At 67.0% G+C, this 22,814-nt stretch carries 23 protein-coding genes; 6 read left to right on the top strand and 17 right to left on the bottom strand.

Annotated elements, in window-relative coordinates; translation table 11 throughout:
- The 3 genes from CVA01_RS14910 to CVA01_RS07040 form a co-directional block, all read left to right on the top strand.
- The coding region (locus CVA01_RS14910; protein WP_170209722.1) for a hypothetical protein at positions 1-192 on the top strand (192 nt) is incomplete at its 5' end.
- Positions 193-221: 29 nt separating this feature from the next.
- The gene (locus tag CVA01_RS07035; RefSeq protein ID WP_141329638.1) at positions 222-1,094 is read left to right on the top strand and encodes a hypothetical protein; all 873 of its coding nucleotides are present in this window, start codon (positions 222-224) and stop codon (positions 1,092-1,094) included.
- 89 nt (positions 1,095-1,183) lie between these two features.
- Positions 1,184-2,422 (top strand): tyrosine-type recombinase/integrase, encoded by a 1,239-nt coding sequence (locus CVA01_RS07040; RefSeq protein ID WP_141329640.1) that lies wholly within the window; start codon positions 1,184-1,186, stop codon positions 2,420-2,422.
- 28 nt (positions 2,423-2,450) lie between these two features.
- Here the strand turns inward: CVA01_RS07040 and CVA01_RS07045 are convergent, their stop codons facing one another.
- Positions 2,451-3,104, bottom strand: a complete 654-nt coding sequence (locus tag CVA01_RS07045) for an MBL fold metallo-hydrolase (RefSeq protein ID WP_073883684.1) — start codon at positions 3,102-3,104, stop codon at positions 2,451-2,453.
- Positions 3,105-3,215: 111 nt separating this feature from the next.
- Between CVA01_RS07045 and CVA01_RS07050 the strand changes: the two genes are divergently transcribed.
- Positions 3,216-4,025 (top strand): peptidylprolyl isomerase, encoded by an 810-nt coding sequence (locus tag CVA01_RS07050; protein ID WP_141329642.1) that lies wholly within the window; start codon positions 3,216-3,218, stop codon positions 4,023-4,025.
- 68 nt (positions 4,026-4,093) lie between these two features.
- Here the strand turns inward: CVA01_RS07050 and CVA01_RS07055 are convergent, their stop codons facing one another.
- From CVA01_RS07055 to ruvC, 9 genes are all read right to left on the bottom strand, one after another.
- Positions 4,094-6,370 (bottom strand): RelA/SpoT family protein, encoded by a 2,277-nt coding sequence (locus CVA01_RS07055; protein ID WP_041630026.1) that lies wholly within the window; start codon positions 6,368-6,370, stop codon positions 4,094-4,096.
- Positions 6,371-6,432: 62 nt separating this feature from the next.
- Positions 6,433-6,999 carry an adenine phosphoribosyltransferase gene (locus CVA01_RS07060; protein WP_234946245.1) on the bottom strand — a complete coding sequence of 189 codons (567 nt, stop codon included), beginning with the start codon at positions 6,997-6,999 and terminating at the stop codon, positions 6,433-6,435.
- On the bottom strand, positions 6,996-8,651 hold the full coding sequence (locus tag CVA01_RS07065) for an ABC transporter substrate-binding protein (RefSeq protein ID WP_141329644.1): 1,656 nt from the start codon (positions 8,649-8,651) through the stop codon (positions 6,996-6,998). The genes CVA01_RS07060 and CVA01_RS07065 overlap by 4 nt, the downstream gene beginning before the upstream one ends.
- A 15-nt stretch (positions 8,652-8,666) precedes the next feature.
- Entirely contained in the window at positions 8,667-9,929 is a 1,263-nt protein-coding gene (gene secF / locus CVA01_RS07070; RefSeq protein ID WP_141329647.1) for a protein translocase subunit SecF, read from the bottom strand.
- Positions 9,930-9,931: 2 nt separating this feature from the next.
- Positions 9,932-11,818, bottom strand: coding sequence for a protein translocase subunit SecD (secD, locus tag CVA01_RS07075; RefSeq protein ID WP_141329649.1), 1,887 nt, complete (start codon positions 11,816-11,818; stop codon positions 9,932-9,934).
- A 178-nt stretch (positions 11,819-11,996) separates the two neighbouring features.
- Positions 11,997-12,392, bottom strand: a complete 396-nt coding sequence (gene yajC, locus CVA01_RS07080; RefSeq protein WP_052302494.1) for a preprotein translocase subunit YajC — start codon at positions 12,390-12,392, stop codon at positions 11,997-11,999.
- Between the two features lie 72 nt (positions 12,393-12,464).
- Positions 12,465-13,562, bottom strand: coding sequence for a Holliday junction branch migration DNA helicase RuvB (gene ruvB / locus CVA01_RS07085; RefSeq protein WP_141329651.1), 1,098 nt, complete (start codon positions 13,560-13,562; stop codon positions 12,465-12,467).
- An 18-nt stretch (positions 13,563-13,580) separates the two neighbouring features.
- On the bottom strand, positions 13,581-14,225 hold the full coding sequence (gene ruvA / locus CVA01_RS07090) for a Holliday junction branch migration protein RuvA (RefSeq protein ID WP_141329653.1): 645 nt from the start codon (positions 14,223-14,225) through the stop codon (positions 13,581-13,583).
- Entirely contained in the window at positions 14,222-14,779 is a 558-nt protein-coding gene (ruvC, locus tag CVA01_RS07095) for a crossover junction endodeoxyribonuclease RuvC (protein WP_014010066.1), read from the bottom strand. Before ruvC ends, ruvA begins: the two co-directional genes overlap by 4 nt.
- A 142-nt stretch (positions 14,780-14,921) precedes the next feature.
- Between ruvC and CVA01_RS07100 the strand changes: the two genes are divergently transcribed.
- Positions 14,922-15,344 (top strand): DUF3817 domain-containing protein, encoded by a 423-nt coding sequence (locus tag CVA01_RS07100; protein WP_141329657.1) that lies wholly within the window; start codon positions 14,922-14,924, stop codon positions 15,342-15,344.
- A gap of 65 nt (positions 15,345-15,409) precedes the next feature.
- Here CVA01_RS07100 and CVA01_RS07105 read toward each other — a convergent pair whose 3' ends face one another.
- The gene (locus tag CVA01_RS07105) at positions 15,410-16,165 is read right to left on the bottom strand and encodes a YebC/PmpR family DNA-binding transcriptional regulator (protein WP_141329659.1); all 756 of its coding nucleotides are present in this window, start codon (positions 16,163-16,165) and stop codon (positions 15,410-15,412) included.
- Positions 16,166-16,291: 126 nt separating this feature from the next.
- Between CVA01_RS07105 and CVA01_RS07110 the strand changes: the two genes are divergently transcribed.
- Positions 16,292-17,713, top strand: coding sequence for a DUF2252 family protein (locus tag CVA01_RS07110; protein WP_141329661.1), 1,422 nt, complete (start codon positions 16,292-16,294; stop codon positions 17,711-17,713).
- On the opposite strand, the gene pdxT is transcribed toward CVA01_RS07110, so the two are convergent.
- From pdxT to CVA01_RS07140, 6 genes are all read right to left on the bottom strand, one after another.
- Positions 17,703-18,344, bottom strand: a complete 642-nt coding sequence (pdxT, locus tag CVA01_RS07115; protein WP_082796402.1) for a pyridoxal 5'-phosphate synthase glutaminase subunit PdxT — start codon at positions 18,342-18,344, stop codon at positions 17,703-17,705. The two genes, CVA01_RS07110 and pdxT, sit on opposite strands and share 11 nt — an antisense overlap.
- Positions 18,341-19,243, bottom strand: coding sequence for an acyl-CoA thioesterase (locus tag CVA01_RS07120; RefSeq protein ID WP_073883678.1), 903 nt, complete (start codon positions 19,241-19,243; stop codon positions 18,341-18,343). The genes pdxT and CVA01_RS07120 overlap by 4 nt, the downstream gene beginning before the upstream one ends.
- Before the next feature lie 3 nt (positions 19,244-19,246).
- Positions 19,247-20,143 (bottom strand): pyridoxal 5'-phosphate synthase lyase subunit PdxS, encoded by an 897-nt coding sequence (gene pdxS, locus CVA01_RS07125; protein ID WP_014010072.1) that lies wholly within the window; start codon positions 20,141-20,143, stop codon positions 19,247-19,249.
- An 86-nt stretch (positions 20,144-20,229) separates the two neighbouring features.
- Complete coding sequence (locus tag CVA01_RS07130) at positions 20,230-20,706, bottom strand: hypothetical protein (protein ID WP_073883677.1); 477 nt, start codon at positions 20,704-20,706, stop codon at positions 20,230-20,232.
- Entirely contained in the window at positions 20,703-21,869 is a 1,167-nt protein-coding gene (locus tag CVA01_RS07135) for a glycosyltransferase family 4 protein (RefSeq protein WP_014010074.1), read from the bottom strand. Before CVA01_RS07135 ends, CVA01_RS07130 begins: the two co-directional genes overlap by 4 nt.
- A gap of 5 nt (positions 21,870-21,874) precedes the next feature.
- Entirely contained in the window at positions 21,875-22,804 is a 930-nt protein-coding gene (locus tag CVA01_RS07140) for a phosphatidylinositol mannoside acyltransferase (protein WP_014010075.1), read from the bottom strand.
- Positions 22,805-22,814: the final 10 nt, after the last annotated feature.

Genomic DNA, 22,814 nt, shown 5'->3' on the forward strand with positions numbered 1-22,814 from the left:
ACCCCCACTGCCTCACGCCAGTACATCGGCATTGGCGGCTTCATCATCGCCATTGGAGTACTGGCACTGCTCGTCGGAGAGCCACTCGCCGGATTCCTCTTCGCCGTCGTCGGGATCCTAATTGTGGGATTCGCCACGATAGTTCAAGCCATTAACAAGAGCTCCGGCCACCCGGACGACACCCACCTCTAGTAGTCCGGCCGCAGAGACAGGATCACACCATGACCACCCACACCGGCCTACTCGCCGTACTCACCGCCGGCGTGCTCACCCTCGGACTCACCGCCTGCGGAGGAGACGACGAACCAGCAAGGCCCACCACCACCGAAGCCGCCGAGAACCGAGGCTTCACCGAACTCCAACTCGGAGACACCTTCACCGGCGACGACGAATACCCGGCCGACGTGGAACTCCGCGTAGACGAGATCAGTGCATCGAAGACATGCCACAACGGCATCGCCTCCTACATGGACGGCACCGAAAGCCCCGACTCCACCTACATCCAGATCACCGGCGACATGGATGTGAAGTCCAACGCGTGGAACGACAGCTTCTACATCACCGACAGTGAATGGGTTGCCGTGGACGCCGACGGGTACAACCTCGAGATCGCTCCGGCCCTCCTGTGCAACCGCGACCAGACCAACACCTGGTCGAACCCGCTGGACGCTGGACAGAAGAGGCACGCCGTCGAGGAGTTCGAGGTGAAAGGAACCCCTGTCCAGATGGGTGTGAAGCCCATCCGGTCTGACGAGGGATGGGGCTGGACAGTGACCACCGCCACGGAATCCACGGAGCCAGCCAGCGGCGCACCGCAACCCACTGCCGCGGGCGAAACCCCCGCAGTAGCGGCGAACGATGGCGGATTCGAGTCCGGCGGTATCGTGAATGGCCCCGCCGTCCCGGACCCTGACATCCCCGGCGCAAACCAGTCTCTCCCTGGAGAGCCGGGATACACCGGGACACTCACCGCCGAGGAGTTCGACAACATGAGCAACGCCGAACGATCGAACCACGGATTCAGCGCCGCGACCCCCGCGAACTGCGACGGTATGCAAGGCGCTCACGAAGACTCCGAAGCGCTAAACTGCTAGACCCCCAGGCGCACGAAAGCGGCCCCCGTCACCGGGAAGGGTGACGGGGGCCAAAATGTCCGAGGCATCAGACAAGGAGCAGTGTAGCAATGAGCATCCAACGACGACCGAAGACAGGGAAGCCAGCGAAGGGCCAGCCGGTGAAGTGGATCGTCCGCTACCGCGACCCCGCCGGCAAGGAGCACAGCAAGACCTTCGACACCCAGGCTGCAGCAAAGGACTTCGACAAGGACCAGGGCGTGAAACTCGCCCAGGGGACGTGGCAGGACCCCACGCGACTCAAGATCACCGTCGGGCAGATCTACGACGACTGGTCAACCAGCACACCGGTGCGGGACGCCACCAGGTGGCTACGGGACTACACCCGCCGCCTCCACCTCGAGCCCATCGCCGAATATCCAGCGGTGAAGCTCACCACCCACGACATCCTCGACTGGTACGACCAGATGACCACCAGCCGGTCGTGGATCGACGCGGACGATACAGGCGTATCCCCCGCAACCGCACGGGATCACCTGCGCCGTCTGAGGGCCGCATACCGCCACGCCATGGCAGACGGCCTGCCGGTCCCCCGGAACCCCGTCGTCATCCCGAAAGCCGACGAGGGGGACGCGATCGACCCAGCGACGATCCCCACACTCGAGGAGATCAACCGCGTCATCCACCGCGTCCGTACCGGCGGTGCCCCGTACACGAGGCAGAAGAAGGACCGTGCCGGCCGGATGGCCACCCGCACCATGCACTACCGGGCGCAGCCCACCATCGCGGACATGATGATCGTTGGCATGCTCACCGGCATGCGCGTGTCCGAGGTGTGCGGCCTCACCGTGGGCGATGTGGACCTGGACGCCGGTGTCATCCACCTCACCCGGCAGCTCGACCCGAGGTCGCGTGAGCGGGTCGCGCTGAAGTCTCGGGCGGGGCGACGGGACATCCCGATTGCGGACGAGCTCGCGCCGATCCTCCGGGGGTATGCCGAGGGCCGAGGTGCCAGCGCGTGGATATTCACCAGTCGGTCTGGGGAGGCCATGAGGACGGCTCAGATGTCGCAGGTGATCTCCCGGGCCGCGGCGTTTGAGAACGCGCCGCTGGTGCACTTCCATGCGCTCCGGCACTTCTTCGCCTCATCCCTCATCACGGCTGGCCGTCCGGTGCAGGAAGTGTCCCAGGTTCTGGGACACGGGTCGCCGTCGCTGACCCTCGATGTGTACACCCATGTCCTCGACCGGACGGGCGCCGGAATGCGGGACGCGATCTCCGCGGCGATCGGGTGCGGGATTTCTGCGGGATCGCGGCACCTTCGGGTGGTACCGGATACCGGGTCTTAGCAGTTCATCGTGGGTGATGGTGGTCCGGTCAGACTATACCTTGGAGGAAACCGTTGCTCTGCAGCTCCCTGGCGATGGTGGTCGACGGGCCGTGGCCCGGGTAGACGGTGTCGGTGCCGGTGAAGATCTCCGGGATCCGCTGCAGGCTGGCCAGCATGGCGTGCGGATCGGACAGCGGCAGATCGGTCCGTCCGATACCCCCGTTGAACAGCACGTCGCCACCGAGAACGGTGCCGTCGGCACCACGGAACATCACACAGCCGGGCGAATGACCGGGCATGTGGAAAGCGGTGAACTCCACGCCGGCGAGAGTGAGTACATCACCCTCGGCCACAGGCTCCGGCGTGGCCGGGACGTCCATGTGGGCGGTGTCGTGCATCTCGCCGAGCGGCCCCATGGCGTCCAGCATCTCCCGGGTGATCCACGGCAGATCAGCGTGGTGCATGTAGGTGGGGACGCCGTACTCCTGCTGCAGCTCCGGGAGGTCCCGGACATGGTCGATGTGACCGTGGGTCAGCACGATCTGCTCGACGGTCAGACCCAGCTCCTGCACCGTCGCCCGGACGAGTGGCGCGGCCCCCATTCCGGGGTCGATGACGGTCGCCCGGGAGCCGTCATGGATGACCAAGCAGTTCGTGTCCAACGGGCCGGTGGGGAGTACGACGATCGTCAGTTCATTCATGACGCCCGACTGTACCGTCGCCTGCAGCGTCCCTGTCACAGGCAGGTGTGGAACAATGGGCCGTTGTCCCGATCCCCAGCGATCATCCCTGCGAAAGAGAGGCCCGGAGCGTTGTCCGACAACTCCGCCCGCCGCGATGCGGCACTGAAGAACCTCGACAAGGAGCTGAAGTCCCGGTCACGCCGGGAGAAGATGCGTCCCCTGGGGGTCGTCCTGGCCACGGTGGTCGTCCTCGTCGTCATCGTCGGCGGCATCTGGTTCGCCGTCACCCGCGACAACAGCGCCGACGAGAACGTCGCCGAGGACACGACGAGTGCCGAGGAAACTCCGATGGAGACCTCCGGCCCGTACACCGGCACCGGCGACGCCGCCAAGGAGGTCTCGCTGCCCGACGGTGAGAACATCCCGCAGGAGGGCACGACGAACGTCACCCTGCACACCTCCGCGGGTGACATCGGCATCACCCTGGATCACGCCAAGGCCCCGACGGCGGCGAACGCGATCCAGGACCTGGTCGAGTCCGGATTCTACGACGACACCATCTGCCACCGCGTGGTGGTCTCCGACGGCATGAAGATCCTGCAGTGCGGCGACCCCTCCGGTCAGGGTTCCGGTGGCCCGGGCTTCTCCTTCCCCGACGAGTTCCCCGTCGGTGACGAGGACGCCGGTGAGGGCCTCTACACCCGCGGTACGCTCGCCATGGCGAACAGCGGCCCGGACACGAACGGTTCCCAGTTCTTCCTCGTCGACGGCGACTCGCAGCTGGAAAACAAGTACACCATCTTCGGTTCCATCTCCGAGGACGGCCTGGCCACGCTCGACAAGGTCATCGAGGAGAACGCGGACACCGAGGGTGCCGACGGTAACGGCGGACAGCCTGATCCAGAGGTCCGTATCACCTCCGCCACGGTCGACGTCTGACCCACCCCACAGAGAAAATCCTCACCTCATTGAGGTGAGGATTCTTTCGTGCCTGGGCGTGGGCGCCCTTATCCCCCGGTCGTCACGCGGTAGACGTCGAAGACACCCTCGACGTTGCGCAGCTGGTTCATCAGGTAACCGAGTTGCTTGATGTCGGAGACCTCGAAGGTGAAGCGGCACACCGCCACCCGATCCTCGGAGACATGCGTGCTCGTCGCCGTGATCGGGACCTTCTGCTCGCTGACCACGCGGGTCACCTCGGACAGCAGACCGGTACGGTCCAGGCCCTCGATCTGCAGGGTCACCATGAACACGGCGTTGGCGACGTTGGACGCCCACTCGACCTCGATGAGTCGCTCCGGTTCGGCGTGCAGCTTCTCCGAGTTCGTGCAGTCGGTGCGGTGCACCGAGACTCCCCCACCCTTGGTGATGAAGCCGAAGATCTCGTCGCCGGGCACCGGGGTACAGCACTTGGCCAGCTTGGCCGAGAAGTCCGCGTTGCCCTGGACCAGGATGCCGGACCCGTCACCACGGCCCGACTTCACCGCCTGCTGCGGGGTCGTGTGCCGCTGACGGGTCACCGGCGGCTGCGGGATGTCGTCGACGTCCTCGGTCTCGTCGCCCTGGTAGATCTCCTTGAGCAGGTTCATCACATGGCCGGCGGTCTCCCCACCCGAGCCGATGGCGTTGTAGAGGTCGTCGACGTTCTCGCGGTGCAGGGATGTCGCCACGGTCTTCAGTGCCTCGGCGGTCACCAGGCGCTGCAACGGGATGCCGGTGCGCTGCGCCTCATGGGCCAGCGCGTCGCGACCCTTCTCCAGGGACTCCTCACGACGCTCCTTGTTGAACCACGCGCGGATCTTGTTCTTGGCGCGCGGGGAGACGACGATCTTCTCCCAGTCCTTCGACGGGCCTGCGTGGGCGTCCTTCGAGGTGAAGACCTCGACCTTGTCGCCGGTGTTCAGCGGGGTCTCCAGAGCGACCAGCTTGCCGTTGACCTTCGCGCCGATACAGCGGTGACCGACCTCGGTGTGCACCGCATAGGCGAAGTCGATGGCCGTGGAACCGGCCGGCAGGGTGATCGCGTCCCCCTTCGGGGTGAAGGCGAAGATCTGGTTGGTGGACAGGTCGTAGCGCAGCGAGTCGAGGAACTCGTTGGGGTCCGCCGCCTCCTTCTGCCAGTCGAGCAGCTGACGCATCCACGCCATCTGGTCGACCTCGGCATTGTCCCCCTTGTGGGAGCCTTTGGTCTCCTTGTAACGCCAGTGTGCGGCGATGCCGTACTCCGCCTGGTAGTGCATCTCGTGGGTACGGATCTGCACCTCCAGGGCCTTGGCGTCCGGCCCGAGCACCGTGGTGTGGAGGGAACGGTAGACGCCGAAGCGCGGCTGGGAGATGTAGTCCTTGAAGCGGCCCGGCATCGGCTGGTACAGCGAGTGCACGGCACCGACGGCGGCGTAGCAGTCCTTCACGTCGTCGACGAGGATGCGGATACCGACCAGGTCGAAGATGTCGTCGAAGTCGCGTCCCCGCACGATCATCTTCTGGTAGATCGACCAGTAATGCTTCGGGCGCCCCACGACGTCGGCGACGATGTGGGCCTCCCGCATCGTCGCACCGATCTCGTCGATGATGCGGGCGAGGTACTGGTCACGCTTGGGAGCACGGTCGGCGACGAGGCGGACGATCTCGTCGTACTTCTTCGGGTACAGGATCGCGAAGGAGAGGTCCTCCAGCTCCCACTTGATCGTCGCCATGCCGAGGCGGTGCGCCAGCGGGGCGATGACCTCGAGGGTCTGCCGGGCCTTCTTCGCCTGCTTCTCCGGCGGCAGGAAGCGCATGGTGCGCATGTTGTGCAGCCGGTCGGCGACCTTGATCACGAGGACGCGGGGATCGTGCGCCATCGCCACGATCATCTTGCGGATGGTCTCCGCCTCTGCGGCGGAGCCGAGGGCGACCTTGTCCAGCTTCGTCACGCCGTCGACGAGCAGGGCGACCTCCGGGCCGAAGTCGCGGGTGAGATCATCGAGGGAGTAGTCGGTGTCTTCGACCGTGTCATGGAGCAGGGCGGCGACCAGTGTGGTGGTGTCCATGCCGATCTCGGCGGCGATGTTCGCGACCGCGAGCGGGTGGGTGATGTACGGTTCCCCCGACTTCCGGAGCACCCCGTCGTGCAGTTTCTCGGCGGTGGTGTAGGCACGGTCGAGAAGCTCGATGTCCGCCTTGGGGTGATACCGGCGGTGTACCGCGATGAGCGGTCCCAGCACCGGATTGATGCGGCTCTTTCCTGTGAGGCTTCGCGCGATCCGCGCGGCCATCCACAGCGAGTTCTTCTCGTTACTCATGCCTCACCGTATCTCTCCCGGGGTGTTACCCCGCCGGTCGTGCGCCCGTGTGTGCTGTAAGCCTACCGTCCGGCGGCGACAACGTAGAGAGGCAGGTCACTGAAGCGCTCCCGACCGTTGAGCTCCTCGACCTCCAGTGCGACGGCCACGCCGCAGACCTCCCCACCCGCCCGCTCGATGAGGTGGCGGGACGCGGCGAGGGTTCCGCCGGTGGCGAGGACATCGTCGACCAGCAGGACGCGTTTACCCGCCAGATCCAACCCGTCGGCCGGGATCTCGAGGGCGGCGGTACCGTACTCCAGGGCGTACTCCTCATGGAGCACCGGCGGGGGCAGCTTGCCGGCCTTGCGCACCGCGAGGATACCGACACCGAGCTCCACGGCCACCGCGGAGCCGAGGAGGAATCCCCGGGCGTCGAGGCCACCGACCAGGTCCGCACGGAACGGTCCGCAGGCGTCGGCGAGGTCGTTGACGATGAGACGGAAACCGTGGGCGTCCGCCAGCACCGGGGTGAGGTCCTGGAAGACGATCCCGGGTGCCGGGTAGTCGTCGACGAACCGGGTGAGGCTCTTCAGCGCCCAGCGGGCGTCCGCCCCGGCAGGGATCTCAGGGGTTTCGGGGCCGGTCACTGGTTCTCCTCGGTGTTGTCAGGGGCGTCTGTTTCGTCAGGTTCTGCACTGCGCGGATGGTCGGTCGAGGCCCAACGGTCCATGTTCCAGCTCAGGCCGGGCTCCAGTCCGGAGTCGGAGACCCCGGAGACGCTCGATGCGGTGACCACGAGCCGGGGTTCGACCACCAGTGGAATGGTGGAAGCATCGTCGGCGAGCCGGCTCTCCGCCTGGGAGATCGTTCCGACCCGGGACACCGGTGATGCCGTGACCTCGGGGTTGCGGTTGTAGGGCGTCCGGGTGTCAAGCAGGGCGTCCACCTCGGTACCCAGCACCCCCGGGGTCTGCATCGCGGCGGCATCCAGCGGGACGGTCTCGACGGTCACGCCGGCCTCGGCGCAGGACCCGGCGAGCGACTCGGCGATCGCCTCATGACGGGTCTGCCCCTCGAGATAGCCGACCCGCACCGTGGTGCCGTCGAGGACGTCCTTCGAGGACTGCACATTGCGGGCGCCGAGACGTCCGGCGAGATCCTCGAGAGCCCCGGCGGCGGGGCTGCCGGCGGTAGCTATACGCAGAGCGTGGGGCTCGACGATCGCACCGGTGGCCCCGGAGACCGCGTCGACGACCGCCGCGCGGTCGATACAGGACGCGAAGGCCCGGCGGTTGTCGGCGGTCGCGAAGATCCCCTCGTGCGAAAGGGTCAGCCCGTCGGTGCGTACACCGTTGTCCCGGACCACGGCGAGCCCGGCGCCGGTGAGCTCGGGATCTGTCGCACCGCCGGCGATGACTGCCGCGTCAGTGACCTCCGCGGTGCCGTCGAGGGCCCTGGTGAGGTCTCCCCCGCCACGCACCGTGATGCGGTCGAGGCCGGGCCGGTCGCCGTGCCACTCGGGATTACGGGCCAGCACCAGGGACGGGCCCCGGTCACCTTCGTCCCCGTCAGCGTCGTCCCTGAGAGACTCGATGAGGAACGGTCCGGACGTCGGAACAGTCCCGGGATCAGTGGCGGAGAGGTCGAAGGTGCTGGTCCAGGCCTCTCCCAGGGCGGTGAGTGCAGCTTCGTCCCCGGTGTCCACCGCGTCGACGACACTGTCGACACCGGCATGCTCGGCGATGGTGTGGGAGGGAAGAACCTCGCCGGCACCGAAGATCTCGCGGTACCGCTGGCCGAACCCCCGGTCGAAGACGACCCGGAACTCCTTCGCGCCCGGGGCACAGTCGAGACTGCTGATCCTTGACGTCAGACCCAGATCCGAGGCGAAGAGATCGGTACGGTCCGCCGCGGCCGAGGTCAGGAGGAAGTCGTCACAGACCACGGGCGAACCGTCGGAGTAGTTCGCGTCCTCGGCGAGGGCGTAGTCGACGACGTCCGGGTTCTCCGGGTCGGGGGTGACGGTGACCAGGTCGGAGTTCGGCAGCAGGCTTCCACCCGGCCCCGGCAGGTAGGCCCCCGGGTAGATGCGGGCGGAGAGCTTTGCCGCGTCGGCGGCGACACCCAGGGTGCTCCCCGCGTTGGTCGTGAGCAGCTGCTCGTCGAGGACGTAGGTCAGTCCCTCGTCCGCGTGAATGTCGTCACCCGAGCCCGAGCAGGCGGCGAGGCTGACGGTCGTGGCGGTGGCGACGGTTGCGACGAGGACGCCACGGGCGGTGGATCGGCGGGAAGTTCGCACGGTGTCTCCCGTCCCCTACATTCCCGGACGCCAGGACCGGCCGCTCTCGCGGTCGGGGTTGGTGGGTCGGGAGATGGTGCGCTGCGGCGCGTCCTGATCCTGAGAACCGGTGTCGGCCGAAAAGGAATCCGTGGCCTCCGTGGATTCAGGCTGTCCGGCCTCGTCGTCAGCTGTGCCGTCCGTGGTCAGCGTGGTGGCCGGACCTGTGGTGACGGTGACCGGCACCGTCTCCTCGGTCGGTGCGGCGGGGCCACCGGAGACGCCGAGCTCGCGGGCCCGGGCGACCTTCTCGTCGTGCTGCCGGTAGCGCTTCTGGAAGGACTTCAGCGTCACCAGCAGCGGCGCGGAGAAGTAGATCGAGCTGATCGTACCGGCGATGACACCGACGAGCTGGACCAGTGCGAGGTCCTTGAGCGTGCCGACGCCCATCAGCCAGACGGCGACCACGAGCAGTGCGGCGATCGGGATCACCGAGAACAGTGAGGTGTTCAGCGAACGCATGATGGTCTGGTTCGTCGCGAGGTTCACCTGTTCGCCGTAGGTCGATCTCGTCGAACTCAACACGTCCTGTGTGTTCTCGTGGACCTTGTCGAAGACGATCACCGTGTCATACAGCGAGTAGGCCAGGATCGTCAGCAGACCGATGACGGTCGCCGGCGAGACCTCGAAACCGACCAGCGAGTAGACACCGGCGACGACGATGCCGTCGAGCAGGAGGCTGACGACGGCTGAGATCGCCATGTCCCGCTCCAGGCGGACCGAGATGTAGACGAACACCACGGCGAGGAAGATCACCATGCCGAGGAGCATCCGCTGGGTGATCGACGCACCCCAGGACTCGGAGACGGTCGAGTCGTTGATGGCGTCCGGGCTGGCGGTGCCGGAGTTGTCCTCCGGTGCGAACTCGTCGAACAGGGCGACGCGGGCGTCGCGGATCTGGTCGTCGGTCAGCCGCTCAGCGGTGATCTCGATGACGCGGGAGTCACCGGAACCGACCGTCTGCGTGGACTGGGGTGCGAGGCCCGTGGCGTCCTCGAAGGTCTCGGAGACCGAGGACTCGGTTGCGCCGTTGGACGGCGGCATCGTCATCTTGGTGCCGCCCTCGAAGTCGATGCCGAGGGTGAAGCCCTTGATGGCGATGATGAGGACGCAGGCCACGGTGACCAGTGCGTAGATCCAGTACCAGCGTCGTCTGGTGTCGACGATGCGGAACCCGCCCTCACCGTTGTACATGCGTTCCATGAACCCGGCGGGCTTGGGCGCTGAGGTGTCTCCCATGGTCACTTCTCCTCTCCGGTGGACGGGGCGTCGGCATCGGGATCGACAGGTTGCTCATCCGCCGATGCTCCGCTCCCGGCGGGCGCGGTGGCGCCGACAGGCTCGTCCTTCTCGGCGAGCTCGGCCCGGGCCGTCTCGTCCTCGGCCCGACGGCGGTCGGCGGCGCGGAACGCGGAGTGCAGACCGTTGAGCTTGGGGCTGGCGAAGGCCTCCCGACGGGACACCAGGATCACCAGCGGTGCGGTGACCAGGAAGGCGATGACGACGTCGAAGACGGTCGTCAGACCAAGGGTGAAGGCGAAGCCCTTGACGTTGCCGACGGCCACGAAGTACAGCACCAGGGACGCGACGAGGGAAACCACGTTACCGGTGATGATCGTGGCACGCGCCCGCTTCCAGGCACGCGGCACCGCGGAGCGGAATGTCGACCCCTTGTGGATCTCGTCCTTGATGCGTTCGAAGTAGACGACGAACGAGTCCGCCGTGGTGCCGATACCGATGATCAGACCGGCGATACCGGCGAGGTCGAGGCTGTAGTCGATCCACCGGCCCAGCAGGACCAGGCCACCGTAGATGAGGATGCCGGAGGTCACCAGTGACGCCAGGGCGATGACACCGAGGCCGCGGTAGTAGGCCAGGGCGTACAGGGCGACGATGATGAGCCCGATGATGCCGGCGGTCAGACCGGCCTTCAGCGAGGCCTCACCCATGGAGGCGGAGATCGTCTCCGCGGTGCCGCCCTTCTCACCGTTCTCACCGGTGAAGCTCAGCGGCAGTGCGCCGTACTTGAGGTTGTTGGCGAGGTCCTTGGCCTCCTTCTCGGAGAAGTCACCGGTGATCTGGGTGCCCTGTCCGACCGGGGTGGCGCTCTGGATCGTCGGGGCCGACAGCACCTGACTGTCGAGGGTGATGGCGATCTGCTGGTTGAGGTACTGGTTGGTCAGGTCGGCCCAGGTCTCACTGCCCGGGTTCGCCTCGCCCTGCTTGAAGCCGAAGGTGACGACCATCTGACCGGACTGGCTGTCCAGGCCACCGAAGATGTTGGAGTCCGGGTCGATCATGTCGCCGGTCATGCGCCGGGCGTCGGGGCCGTCGGTCTCGCCCTTGAGCAGCGGGGCGGCGTCGAGCAGGATCGGTGCGCCGGTGTCGGAGCAGGTGACCAGTGGCTTGGCCGGGTCATCGGCACCGGCCAGCGGATCATCCGAGGCGTCACAGGTCAGCAGCAGCGCCGCGGCATTCTGAGTGTTGGGGTCCTCGGACTGGCGGTCGGTCTTGAGGACGTCCACCGTCGTATTACGCTGCTCGGTCTCCTCGATGGAGTTGGCCGGGGCGGCCGGGGCCTTCGCGGTGACGGTCGGGGCCTTCTCCGGCGCGTTGAACTCGCTTCCCTTGAAGTTCTCGGTCGCCTCGCTGAGCTTGGTGTTCGCCTCGTCGACGGTGAGGATGCCGTTCTCGACCCAGCGGTCGGCCATCTCGGTGAGGCTGTCGAAGAGCTTTTCGTCCGGGGCCTGGCCGCCGGTCACCGGGCGGAACAGCAGCTGTGAGGTCTGTCCGAGGGACCGTGCCTGGGAGGAGTCATCGCCCGGCACGGTGATCACCAGGGTGTCGCCGTCGGTGACGACCTGGGCGCCTGAGACGCCCATGCCGTTGACGCGGTTCTCCAGGATCTTGCGTGCCTGGTCAAGCTGGGAACCTGAGGGCTTGTCACCCTGCGGGACAAGGGTGACCCGGGTACCGCCCTGCAGATCGATACCGAGTTTCGGTCCGGCCTTCTTGTCTCCGGTGAGGAAGACGAAGCTGTACATGACGACCACGAGGGCGAGGAAGATCAGCAGGGCCCGCACGGGCCACTTTCTCGCCCGGGCGGCTGCTGCACCCGTTGAGCTCACGCTTGTTACTCCTGGAAGTTGAGGGACTGCGGACACGAGGCGCTGTGTCGCGACCACGGCGGCGGACACAGGCAACCCCGCAGAGTCTAGACCCCCGGCCTGTGTGCCGACCACAACCGGTGGAAATTCGGCCGCGTCAGAAACAGATGAGGCCCCGTCGCCAGACGGGGCCGTGGCACTACTTCCGGTCGGCGCCGTCCGTACCGTCTGTGTCCTCGTTGTTGTCACGGTCGAAGTCGTTGTCACCGAGGGAGGAGAGATCGTCGGGGATCTCGTCGCGGCCGGTGAGGTGGTCGGCCTCGGTGGAGCCCACCTCGACACTGTCGACGAGCTTGAGTACGGCGGCACGCTCCCAGGTGGTGACGACACCCTCGGCGATCTCGATGTCAACGGTGGTCTCACCGATGCCGGTCAGACGACCGTGGAGCCCGGAGGTCAGCTGCACGACCATGCCCGGGGCCAGCTTCGACTGGAAGTCCTTGATCACTCCGACCTGCTTGGACTGCTTCCTCATCTGGAGGACGGGGAGACCGAGGAAGACGACGACGAGCAGTGCGAGAAGAAGGATATCCATGTGCGACAGTCTGCCACACCTGACTGTCACCGCTGGCCGGAGGGGTGCGCGGAGTTAACCCGCTTTACCCCGTCACACTTCCGGTGGTTCGAGTCCGAGATGACGCCAGGCAGACGGAGTGGCGACGCGCCCGCGGGAGGTCCGGGCGATCATGCCGGCACGCACCAGGTAGGGTTCGCACACCTCCTCGACGGTGGTGGATTCCTCCCCCACCGCGACAGCGAGGGTGTTCACCCCCACCGGCCCACCGCCGTGGGTCTTCACCAGGGAGCCGAGGACCGCGCGGTCCAGCCGGTCGAGACCGAGTTCATCCACGTCGAAGACCAGGAGGGCCGCCCGGGCCACGTCCACCGTGATCGCTCCGTCGGCGCGGACATCGGCATAGTCACGGACGCGGCGCAGCAGGCGGTTGGCGATGCGCGGCGTCCCCCGGGAGCGTGACGCGATCTCCGCAGCGGCGTCGCCGGTGATGTCGACCCCGAGAATGGACGCGGCGCGCGTGACCACGGCGGTGAGGTCGGCGGTGTCGTAGAACTCCATCTGGGCGGTGAAGCCGAAACGGTCGCGCAGCGGGCCTGTGAGCATGCCGGCCCGCGTCGTCGCACCGACGAGGGTGAACGGCGGCAGTTCGATGGGGATGGAGGTGGCGCCCGGACCCTTGCCGACGATGACGTCGATCCGGAAGTCCTCCATGGCCATGTAGAGCATCTCTTCGGCCGGTCGGGCCATCCGGTGGATCTCGTCGATGAAGAGCACATCGCCCTCCATGAGGTTCGAGAGCATCGCGGCGAGATCGCCGGCGCGCTCCAGGGCGGGCCCGGAGGTCATGCGCAGTGAGGTGCTGAGTTCCTGGGCGATGATCATCGCCATCGTCGTCTTGCCCAGCCCGGGCGGACCGGCGAGCAGGACATGGTCAGGGACCACACCGCGGGCCCTCGCACCGCCGAGAACGAGGTCGAGTTGCCCGCGGACCTTCGGCTGACCGATGAACTCGGTCAGTGACCGGGGTCGCAGCGAGAGTTCGGCGTCATCGTCACCGGGCAGCATCCGGTCCGAGAGCGCGTCATTGCCCCGGTCCGTACGGTCCGTACGGTCGGGCCGGTCTGGCCGTGCCGGACCTGGGCTCCCGGCACCGCTCAGATCGAATTCGGTACGTTCGACATCTCCCATGGGTAGCCTCCTCCCCCGCTACCGTCGTCCGCCGAGGCGGGAAAGGGCACTGCGCAGCAGTACGGAGGCGTCCGGGGACGAACCGTCGCCTCCACCGGCTTCCGCGACCAGGGACGTGACCGTGTCCGCGGCAGAAGCCTCCGGGAAGCCGAGGCCGACGAGTGCCTCGACGACCTGTGCGGTCACGGCGTCATCCACTGCTGCGTCACCGGAGGTCAGGTCCACGGCGTCACCCGGGGCACCGGAGGGCTGTGCGACCGCGTAGGCGTCCAGCTTGCCCTTGAGGTCCACGGCCATGCGGTCTGCCAGGCGCTTGCCGACGCCCGGGGCGCGCTGGAGGGTCTTCACGTCGCCCTCAGCGACGGCGGCGGCGATCTCGGCCGGGGTCAGTACCGACAACAGGGCCATGGCCATGCGCGCACCGACGCCGGAGACGCTCTGCACCAGGGCGAACAGTTCCCGGCTGGCGACGTCGGGGAAGGCGTAGAGCGTCTGCGAGTCCTCACGCACCACCATGGTCGTGAGGACGAAGACTTCCTCACCGCGGGGCAGGTCGGCAAGGGTCCGTGCGGTGGCCTGGCAGAGGTAGCCGACTCCGGCGCACTCGATGACGACATGGTCGAGCCCCTTGTCCACCACGGTGCCGCGCAGGGATGCGATCACTGTTGTCCACTCCTCAAGTCTCGTGTGTTCTGACGTCCCGACAGTTCCGCCAGGTGCTCGGTCCGCGCAATGAACGGGGCACGCCAGCAGTGGCACACCGCCAGCGCCAGGGCGTCGGCGGCGTCCGCAGGTCTGGGAGGTTCGGACAGTCCGAGTATCCGGGTGACCATACTGGTCATCTGTTTCTTGTCCGCCCGACCGTTACCGGTGAGGGCCTTCTTGGCTTCACTGGGAGTGTACTGGTGCACAGGAATGCCCCGACGTGCCGCACTGAGCATCAGGACGCCGACGGCGTGGGCAGTGTTCATCACAGTGGAGACGTTGCCACGCTCGAAGACGCGCTCGATGGCGACGACCTCCGGACTGTAGTCGTCCATCCACTCCTCCACCGCCACCGAGAGGCGCAGCAGCCGCTCCTGCAACGGGATCTCATGTGGGGTACGAACGACGCCGACGGCCACCGGAAGCACTGCGCGACCGTGGCCCGCCTGCACCACGGACAGACCGCACCGGGTGAGCCCGGGATCGATCCCCATCACCCGGAGCCCCTGCATATCCGTCACCGGACACCTCCGCCCTCTCTCGCCGACCTTAACCCCACAGACCATAGCACAGGTGTGCGATATCCGACTGAGGTGAACATCACTCACCGGCAGTGTCGGACGCCACCTCCACCTGGGGTAGGATCAGGCGTCGATGAAACCTCAGAAACTGTACCGTATTGTCGCCGATATCGAAGCTGTCACCTGGGCACTCCTGATTCTCGGAATGCTGTTCAAGTACGCCTTCGACGTCACCGAGGTGGGGGTGAAGATCGCCGGTCCGGTCCACGGTCTGGCCTTCATCACCTTCGTCGTGGTGACCGCCCTCGTCTGGACCAACAACCGGTGGTCCGTCGGACGGGGCCTGCTCGGACTGCTCAGCGCCGTGATCCCCTTCTGCACCATTCCCTTCGAACGGTCCGCCGCACGCAACGGTGACCTGGACGGCGGCTGGCGGCAGGACAATCCCCTGCTCGCCACTCTCACCGGACGCCCGAAGATGACCTTCGGTGTCCTCGTCGGAATCATCATCGTGATCTTCGTGGTCATGATGTTCATCGGCGGACCGTTCAGCTGACGTCCCCCGGTCCCCCACCCGGGGACCCCACCGGGGCCCACCCCGGTCCCGCGTGCTGAGCGGGACTACTCTGCGTCGAGCTCCGCGAGGACCTCGTCAGAGACATCCATGTTGGTGAAGACGTCCTGGACGTCGTCGGACTCCTCGAGTGCGTCGATAAGGCGCAGGATCTTCTTCGCACCGTCGGCGTCCAGCGGGACCTCGACGTCGGCGCGGTAGTCCGGGTCGGCGGAATCGTACTCGATCCCGGCGTCCGCCAGTGCCGCACGGACCTTGGTGAGGTCGGCGAGGTCGGAGACGACCTCGAACTTCTCGCCCAGGTCATTGACCTCTTCGGCACCGGCGTCGAGCACGGCCATCAGCAGCTCGTCCTCGGTGTTCTCACCCTTATCGAGGATCACGACGCCCTTACGGTTGAACAGATAGGACACGGAGCCGGCATCCGCCAGGCTGCCGCCGTTCTTGTTCATCGCGGTACGCACGTCGGTGGTGGCGCGGTTGCGGTTGTCGGTGAGGCACTCGACGAGCATGGCCACACCGTTGGGGCCGTAGCCCTCGTAGACGATGGTCTCCCAGTCGGCGCCGCCGGTCTCCTCACCGGAGCCGCGCTTACGGGCGCTCTCGATGTTGGTGTTCGGGACGGAGGCCTTCTTGGCCTTCTTGATCATGTCGTCGAGCGTCGGGTTCGCCGACGGATCTCCACCCCCGGTACGGGCCGCGACTTCGATGTTCTTGATCAGCTTGGCGAACTCTTTACCGCGCTTGGCGTCGTTCGCAGCCTTCTTGTGCTTGGTCGTCGCCCATTTGGAGTGGCCGCTCATGGGATACCTGTTCTTCCTCGGTCGGTTTCTGTCGGCACCATAGTAGTCCACCCGGGCCACCCGCTGCCCCGACAGGGCGGAGTCTTCCCGGAATGTCTTCCCCGAATCCGACGGTAGGGTCGGGTCATGGCCGATGAACCGCAGTCCCTGTCCGCCGCCGATCCACGGGGCCTGCTCGGCCTCCTGGATCGAACCGCAGCGAAGATCCCCGCCCGTACCGACCGGACCGGTGACTTCACCCGACTGTCCGCCGATGCGGCCCGTGGAGACGTCATCACCGTCCCCTCCCAGTTGCAGGGACGCCGGCGTCGGCTGCATATCCGCAACACCGTTCTGGAGGATCACCGGGCCCGGTTGCGTGTCGCACCGGACGCCGTCGTCGGCACGGTGGAGCACCTCGCCGAGGACGTCATCAGCTTCTTCCACGGCACCGCCCTGCTCTACTACCGCGATCTCGTCGGGGAGGACGCCTGGTTGCCCACCGTGCCCTCCGTCGGCGACGTCCACCCGGCGAACTTCGGCGTGCTGCCTGGCGCGGACGGACAACCGGTGTTCTCCGCCAAACACTTCGACGAGGCCTGGCCCGCGCCGTTCACCTGGGACGTCCACCGCGGTGCAGTAGGTTTCGCGCTCCTGGCAGGGTCCCGTGATCTGCCCGAGAAGAAATGGTGGAAGCTCGCCCGCACCTTCCTCGACGGCTATGCCACCGGCGTCGACGACTGTCTCCCGGACCCGACCTCGGTGACCACCTCACTGACCGCGCAGGACGCCCCGGCCTGCCTGGAGCCTTTCTTCCGCAGGGCACAGCGCTCCCGGGAGAAGTTCCTGAAGAAGTGGATCGACCTGGAGACCTGCACCTTTCTCGAGACCGACCAGGTGACACGTCAGCCGGGCGCCGCTGCCCTGCTGCGTCCGTTGATCGAGAAGTACGCCCGCCGTATCGATACCGCCGGCCTGCCGGAGAACTTCTTCGGGATCCGGGATGTGGCGACCCGCACCGGCAGCGGCGCCGCCGGCCCGGGTCTCCCCCGTTTCCGGGTCCTCGTCGAGGGCCACGGGCCTGATGCCGGGGAGAAGGTCATCCTCGAGCTCAGGCTGTCCCGACGGTCCGCACTGCAGGGACTCGTTCCGAAGGACCCGGACATCCCGCTCAGTCACGCCGAGCGCACGGCCCGGGCGTTCCGCGCGTTCGTCGCCGACGGTGACCCACTCTACGGTCACGTCAGCGCCGGAGGCCTGACTTTCCTGGCCCACGAGCACAGTCCGATGACGGTCCCCGTGGACACCGGCGGGTTCAGCTGGTCCCAGCTCAAGGAGTACGCCGAGCTGTGCGGGCGGCAGATCGCCCACCTGCACGGCAGGTCCGGTGCGGCCGAGGATCCCGCGGTGATACGGACGATTGCCGGGCAGGTCCGCCGCGAGGTCTTCCTCACCGACGGTGAGGAGTTCACCCGCGAGACGGTCGCACGGATCCTCGACGACCACCGGATGTTCCGTGAGGATGTCGCAGCCGGTGCCTTCCGCCCGCTGCGCCCGGTCACACGCTGACGGCGCCGACCCCGGCTATCTCGAGGAACAGGCGGTGCATCCGGTCATCACCGGTCAGTTCGGGGTGGAAGGAGATCCCCAGCACCTTGTCCTGACGCACGGCGACGACCGCTCCGTCAGAGCTTCCGGCGGACGCGTCGTCGACGGTCGCGAGGACCTCGACGCCTTCTCCGACGCGCTCGACACGGGGCGCCCGGATGAACACGGCATGTACCGGATCCGCGTCCGGCGCATCGGTCACTCCGACGATCTGCAGGTCGGTCTCGAAGGAGTCCACCTGGCGACCGAAGGCGTTACGCCGCACGGAGACGTCGAGTCCTCCGAGGCAGTGTGCGTCCGCCCGGGTGTCGAGGATCTCGGAGCCGAGCAGAATCAGCCCGGCGCAGGTACCAAAGGCGGGCATGCCCTCGGCGAGCAGTCCGCGCAGCGGACCGAGCATCCCGCCGAGATCCAGGAGCTTGGACATGGTGGTGGACTCACCACCGGGCAGGACCAGCCCGTCAAGGCCCTCGAGCTGGGAACGGCGTCGGACCTGACGTGCCGCCACCCCGAGTTTCTCCAGGGTCCTCTGGTGCTCCACCACCCCACCCTGCAGGGCGAGGACGCCGATCGTCGCTGAGGAACCTGTCACTGTCGTGTCTCCTTGATCGGGATGGCCTGCTTGCCGGAGGCCAGGGTGCGGGTGAGACCTTCCTGGACCACCGAGGCGACAAGATCGCCGTGCTGGTTGAAGATCCGACCGGTGGTCAGCGCACGACCGCCGTGCGCCGAGGGTGAGGTCTGGTCGTAGAGCAGCCACTCGTCGGCACGGAACGGGCGCATGAACCACATGGCGTGATCCAGGGACGCCTCCTGCACCGGCTCACCGTCGTGCGGGACCAGTGCGGACCCGAGCAGCGTCATGTCGGACATGTACGCCAGGGTGCAGATGTGGAAGGTCTCGTCGTCCGGCAGGGCGAGGTTCGACCGGAACCAGACGACCTGCTGGGATGCTGCGTGCGGGTCGTGGTCGAACTGGTCCGGTGGCACGATACGGATGTCCCAGTCCTCCCAGTCCTTCAGGAAGGCCTTGGTCGACGGCCGCGTCTTCGACAGGTCCGGGCTGATCTCTTCGGGACCGGGGACGCGACGGATCGTGTTCGAGTGCTCCGGCCCCTGATCGTCACGTATGTGGAAGCTGGCCTGCATGACGAAAAGGGTGCGTCCGTCCTGGACGGCATTCACCGAGCGGACGCGGAAGGACCGGCCGTCGCGGACGTTGTCGACGAGGAAGATGATCGGGCGGTCGGAGTCGCCGGGCCCGACGAAGTAGCCGTGCAGGGAGTGCACGCGGTACTCGGGGCCGACGGTCCTGGTCGCGGCGACCAGGGCCTGGGATGCCACCTGTCCACCGAAGGTGCGGCTCAGGGCAGACGGTATGACCTGGCCGCGGTAGATCCCCGTGTCAATGCGCTCCAGATCGAGCACGTCGGTGATCCTGGGGCGGCGCTCCGACGGTGCGTCGCGTCGTCCCGGTTCGGTGGACGTCATGGTTTACCAGCCTCTCTCCGCGAGCCGGTGCGGCTGCGGGATCTCGTCGACGTTGATCCCGACCATCGCCTCGCCGAGGCCACGGGAGACCTTGGCGACCTCTGCCGGGTCGTCGTAGTTGAGGGTGGCCTGGACAATAGCCTTGGCGCGCTTGGCCGGGTCACCCGACTTGAAGATTCCGGAGCCGACGAAAACACCCTCGGCTCCGAGCTGCATCATCATCGCGGCATCGGCCGGGGTGGCGATCCCGCCTGCGGTGAACAGCACCACAGGAAGCTTACCGTTCTCGGCGACCTCGCACACGAGGTCGTACGGGGCCTGCAGTTCCTTGGCCGCGACGTAGAGCTCGTCGGGGGCCATGGAGCGCAGCCGGTTGATCTCGGCGCGGATGGTGCGCATGTGGGTGACGGCGTTGGAGACGTCGCCGGTGCCGGCCTCGCCCTTGGAGCGGATCATCGCGGCGCCCTCGTTGATACGGCGCAGGGCCTCACCGAGGTTGGTGGCGCCACAGACGAAGGGCACGGTGAAACCGAACTTGTCGATGTGGTTGGAGTAGTCGGCCGGGGTGAGGACCTCGGACTCGTCGATGAAGTCGACACCGAGGCTCTGCAGGATCTGGGCCTCGACGAAGTGGCCGATGCGGGCCTTGGCCATCACCGGGATGGAGACGGCGTCGATGATGCCCTCGATCATGTCCGGGTCGGACATGCGGGAGACCCCGCCTTCGGCGCGGATGTCGGCGGGGACGCGCTCCAGGGCCATGACGGCGGTGGCGCCGGCGTCCTCGGCGATCCTGGCCTGTTCCGGGGTGACGACGTCCATGATGACGCCGCCCTTGAGCATGTCGGCCAGGCCGCGCTTGACGCGTCCGGTGCCGGTGGTCGGGGTGTTCTCACTCATCGGTGATCCTCACTGGTGGTCGTTGATCGGTAACTGTCCTAGGTCAGTGTAATGACCTAGGACAGTTACCGGAACCCCGGGGTCCGCTACTGCGTCCCGTCACCGCCCGACATCGCCTCGTAGTAGGCCGGCATCGGCGCCGACCCCGCAAGACGGAACATCCGGACCACCGGACGCGACCGCAGTCCGAGGGTGTCCCCCACCGCGTCGTTGTAGAACCGGGCCGCCAGATCGACCTTGGTGGACACCTCGATGAATGCCGGATTCGCCAGCTCCTCCGGGGTCAACGTGCGCAGCAACGTATTCTCCGCGTCCGACCGTGCCCCCATCTCCTCGGCACGCAGGGCCACACCGCCGGCCCGGGCGGCGTCCTGCTGAAGATCGGGACGTAGTACCCCGATCACCGCGGCGCGGCCCTGCAGGGCGCCCTCGAGATTCAGCCGCGCAGAGTCGGTGCGGATGTGCAGCCTGTTGAGGCGGGAGGCCATACCGGAGAGCCACATACCGACAATCACGGCCAGTGCGACGAGGAGGACGACGACCAGCAGCCAGCCCGGGATCATGAGGGAACCACCTTCCGACCGGGTGTGACCACGGTCTCGTAGACCTGCTCGACACGGGTCGTCACCGTGTCCCAGTCGAACTCACGGGACCGGGTAGAGCCCCGGGCGATCAGCTTGCGGCGTCCCTCGTCATCGGTGAGAAGCCCCACCACGACGCGGGCCAGATCACGCACGGACCCGTTGGCGAACAGGTACCCCGCCCGACCGTGGTCGGTGACCGCGGCGAACGCGGGGATGTCGCTGGCGATCACCGCGGCACCCGCCGCCATGGCCTCCACCAGGACGATGCCGAAGCTCTCGCCACCGGTGTTCGGCGCGACATAGACATCGGACGCCGCCAGCGCCGCAGCCTTGTCCTCTTCGCTGACGCGGCCGAGAATGCGGACCGAGGCCCGCTGACCGTCGTCAGGATCACCGAGGCCGTCGACCCAGCTGATCTTCGCCCTCCGCAGCATCTGGTGCAGCTCGGAGACGTCTCCGCCACCGGCGACGACGACCTCGAGGTCCGGAACCTTCGACAGGATCTCCGGAAGTGCCTTGAGCAGCAGCGGAAAACCCTTACGGGGCTCCTCGAACCTCCCGAGGAACATCAGCCGTGGCCGGTCGGCGGTCAGGCCCCGCATCGGGTCGGCGTTACGGTAGTTGCCGGTGTCCACCCCGTTGGGGATCAGCACCGGATCGCCCGAGAGCATCTCCACCTGCCAGCGACGGGCCTCCTCGGAGACCGCGATGCCGGCGTGGATCTTCTCCAGGAAGGGACGGAGCACCGGCAGGAACACCCGGAGGATCTTCGATTCGCTGGCCGAGGCGTGATACGTCGCCACCAGCGGACCGTTCGCCTGGGCGAGGGTGATCATCGAGTAGCTCGGCGAGTTCGGCTCGTGGATGTGCACCACGTCGAAGTCATGCTCGCCGATCCACCGACGCAGGTGACGCCAGGTCTTCGGCCCGAAGGCCAGCCGGGCGACCGAGCCGTTGTAGGGGATGGAGACGACACCGTTGCCGAGCTCGACGAAGTCGGGGACCTCGGCGGCGTCGCTGCCGGGGCCGATGAGACTGACCTCGTGGCCGCGGCGCTGGAGCTCCTCACAGAGTTCGATGGCGTGCACCTGCACACCACCGGGCTCGTCGAAGGAGTAAGGGCAGACCATTCCGATCTTCACGTCGCTCAGTCCTCCAGTCCCAGGCGGTGTCGCCTCTTCTCGGAGAGGTCACCGAACCACAGCGGCTGGAGCATGTGCCAGTCTGCCGGATGCGCGGCGATATTCCTGGCGAAGGCGTCCGCCTGCTGCTGCACCATGTCGCCGAGGGGCTGGGAGGAGTCGATCTCCTCCTGGATCGCCAGACCCCAACCGCCGTCGGTGAACCAGCAGTGCACCGGCATCAGTGCCGCACCGGTCTCCTGCGCCAGGCGGGACGGTCCGGCAGGCATACTCGTCCGCTCGCCGAAGAAATCGACCTCGACGCCGTTTCCGGACAGGTCACGCTCCCCCAGCAGGCAGACCGTGCCGCCGGCCTCGAGGACCTTCTTCATGTGGCCGAACGGCGGCTCCTCGCCACCGGACAGGGCCAGCACCTCGAAGCCGAGGGACTCACGGAAGTCGACGAAGGCGTCGAAGAGACTCTCCGGCTTCAACCGTTCGGCGACGGTGGTGAACTGCCCGAAGGTGTTCACCAGCCACATTCCGGCCATGTCCCAGTTGCCGGAGTGCGGCAGAACCAGAACCACGCCCTTCCCCCGCTCCCGGGCGGCGGCGTAACGCTCCATGTCTGCGTCCGACAGCCCCGTCTTGACGCGGGCGGCGAGTTCCGGGCCGGCGATGCTCGGCAGCCGGAAGGCCTCGGACCAGTAACGCATGTAGGAGCGCATCGAGTCCCGGACAAGTTCGCGGGTCACATTGGCGTCCCCGACGACGCGGCCGAGGTTGGCGCGGAGCTGCTCGGGCCCGGTGCCGTGACCGGAGGCGATGTCGGCGATCGTGTCGAAGACCCGTGCCGCGACGGGCTCCGGGATACGACGTACCACCGACCACCCGGCCCGGTAGGCCAGGGAGCTGAGCTGTTCGGACAGGGATGGGCGGGCGGAAGTCTCGGTCACGTCAGTTCTC

It is taken from the genome of Corynebacterium variabile (assembly GCF_006539825.1).
Classification (GTDB): Bacteria; Actinomycetota; Actinomycetes; order Mycobacteriales; family Mycobacteriaceae; genus Corynebacterium; species Corynebacterium variabile.

What these genes read in the sequence shown, in the direction of transcription:
- secF (WP_141329647.1), bottom strand. Translation starts at nt 9,929, where the DNA reads ATGGGAGACACCTCAGCGCCCAAGCCCGCCGGGTTCATGGAACGCATG.
- CVA01_RS07045 (WP_073883684.1), bottom strand. Translation starts at nt 3,104, where the DNA reads ATGAATGAACTGACGATCGTCGTACTCCCCACCGGCCCGTTGGACACG.
- CVA01_RS07035 (WP_141329638.1), top strand. Translation starts at nt 222, where the DNA reads ATGACCACCCACACCGGCCTACTCGCCGTACTCACCGCCGGCGTGCTC.
- ruvB (WP_141329651.1), bottom strand. Translation starts at nt 13,562, where the DNA reads ATGGGAGATGTCGAACGTACCGAATTCGATCTGAGCGGTGCCGGGAGC.
- CVA01_RS07130 (WP_073883677.1), bottom strand. Translation starts at nt 20,706, where the DNA reads ATGATCCCGGGCTGGCTGCTGGTCGTCGTCCTCCTCGTCGCACTGGCC.
- CVA01_RS07040 (WP_141329640.1), top strand. Translation starts at nt 1,184, where the DNA reads ATGAGCATCCAACGACGACCGAAGACAGGGAAGCCAGCGAAGGGCCAG.
- CVA01_RS07110 (WP_141329661.1), top strand. Translation starts at nt 16,292, where the DNA reads ATGGCCGATGAACCGCAGTCCCTGTCCGCCGCCGATCCACGGGGCCTG.
- CVA01_RS07100 (WP_141329657.1), top strand. Translation starts at nt 14,922, where the DNA reads ATGAAACCTCAGAAACTGTACCGTATTGTCGCCGATATCGAAGCTGTC.
- CVA01_RS07105 (WP_141329659.1), bottom strand. Translation starts at nt 16,165, where the DNA reads ATGAGCGGCCACTCCAAATGGGCGACGACCAAGCACAAGAAGGCTGCG.
- ruvC (WP_014010066.1), bottom strand. Translation starts at nt 14,779, where the DNA reads ATGCAGGGGCTCCGGGTGATGGGGATCGATCCCGGGCTCACCCGGTGC.
- CVA01_RS07120 (WP_073883678.1), bottom strand. Translation starts at nt 19,243, where the DNA reads ATGACGTCCACCGAACCGGGACGACGCGACGCACCGTCGGAGCGCCGC.
- yajC (WP_052302494.1), bottom strand. Translation starts at nt 12,392, where the DNA reads ATGGATATCCTTCTTCTCGCACTGCTCGTCGTCGTCTTCCTCGGTCTC.
- CVA01_RS07055 (WP_041630026.1), bottom strand. Translation starts at nt 6,370, where the DNA reads ATGAGTAACGAGAAGAACTCGCTGTGGATGGCCGCGCGGATCGCGCGA.
- pdxS (WP_014010072.1), bottom strand. Translation starts at nt 20,143, where the DNA reads ATGAGTGAGAACACCCCGACCACCGGCACCGGACGCGTCAAGCGCGGC.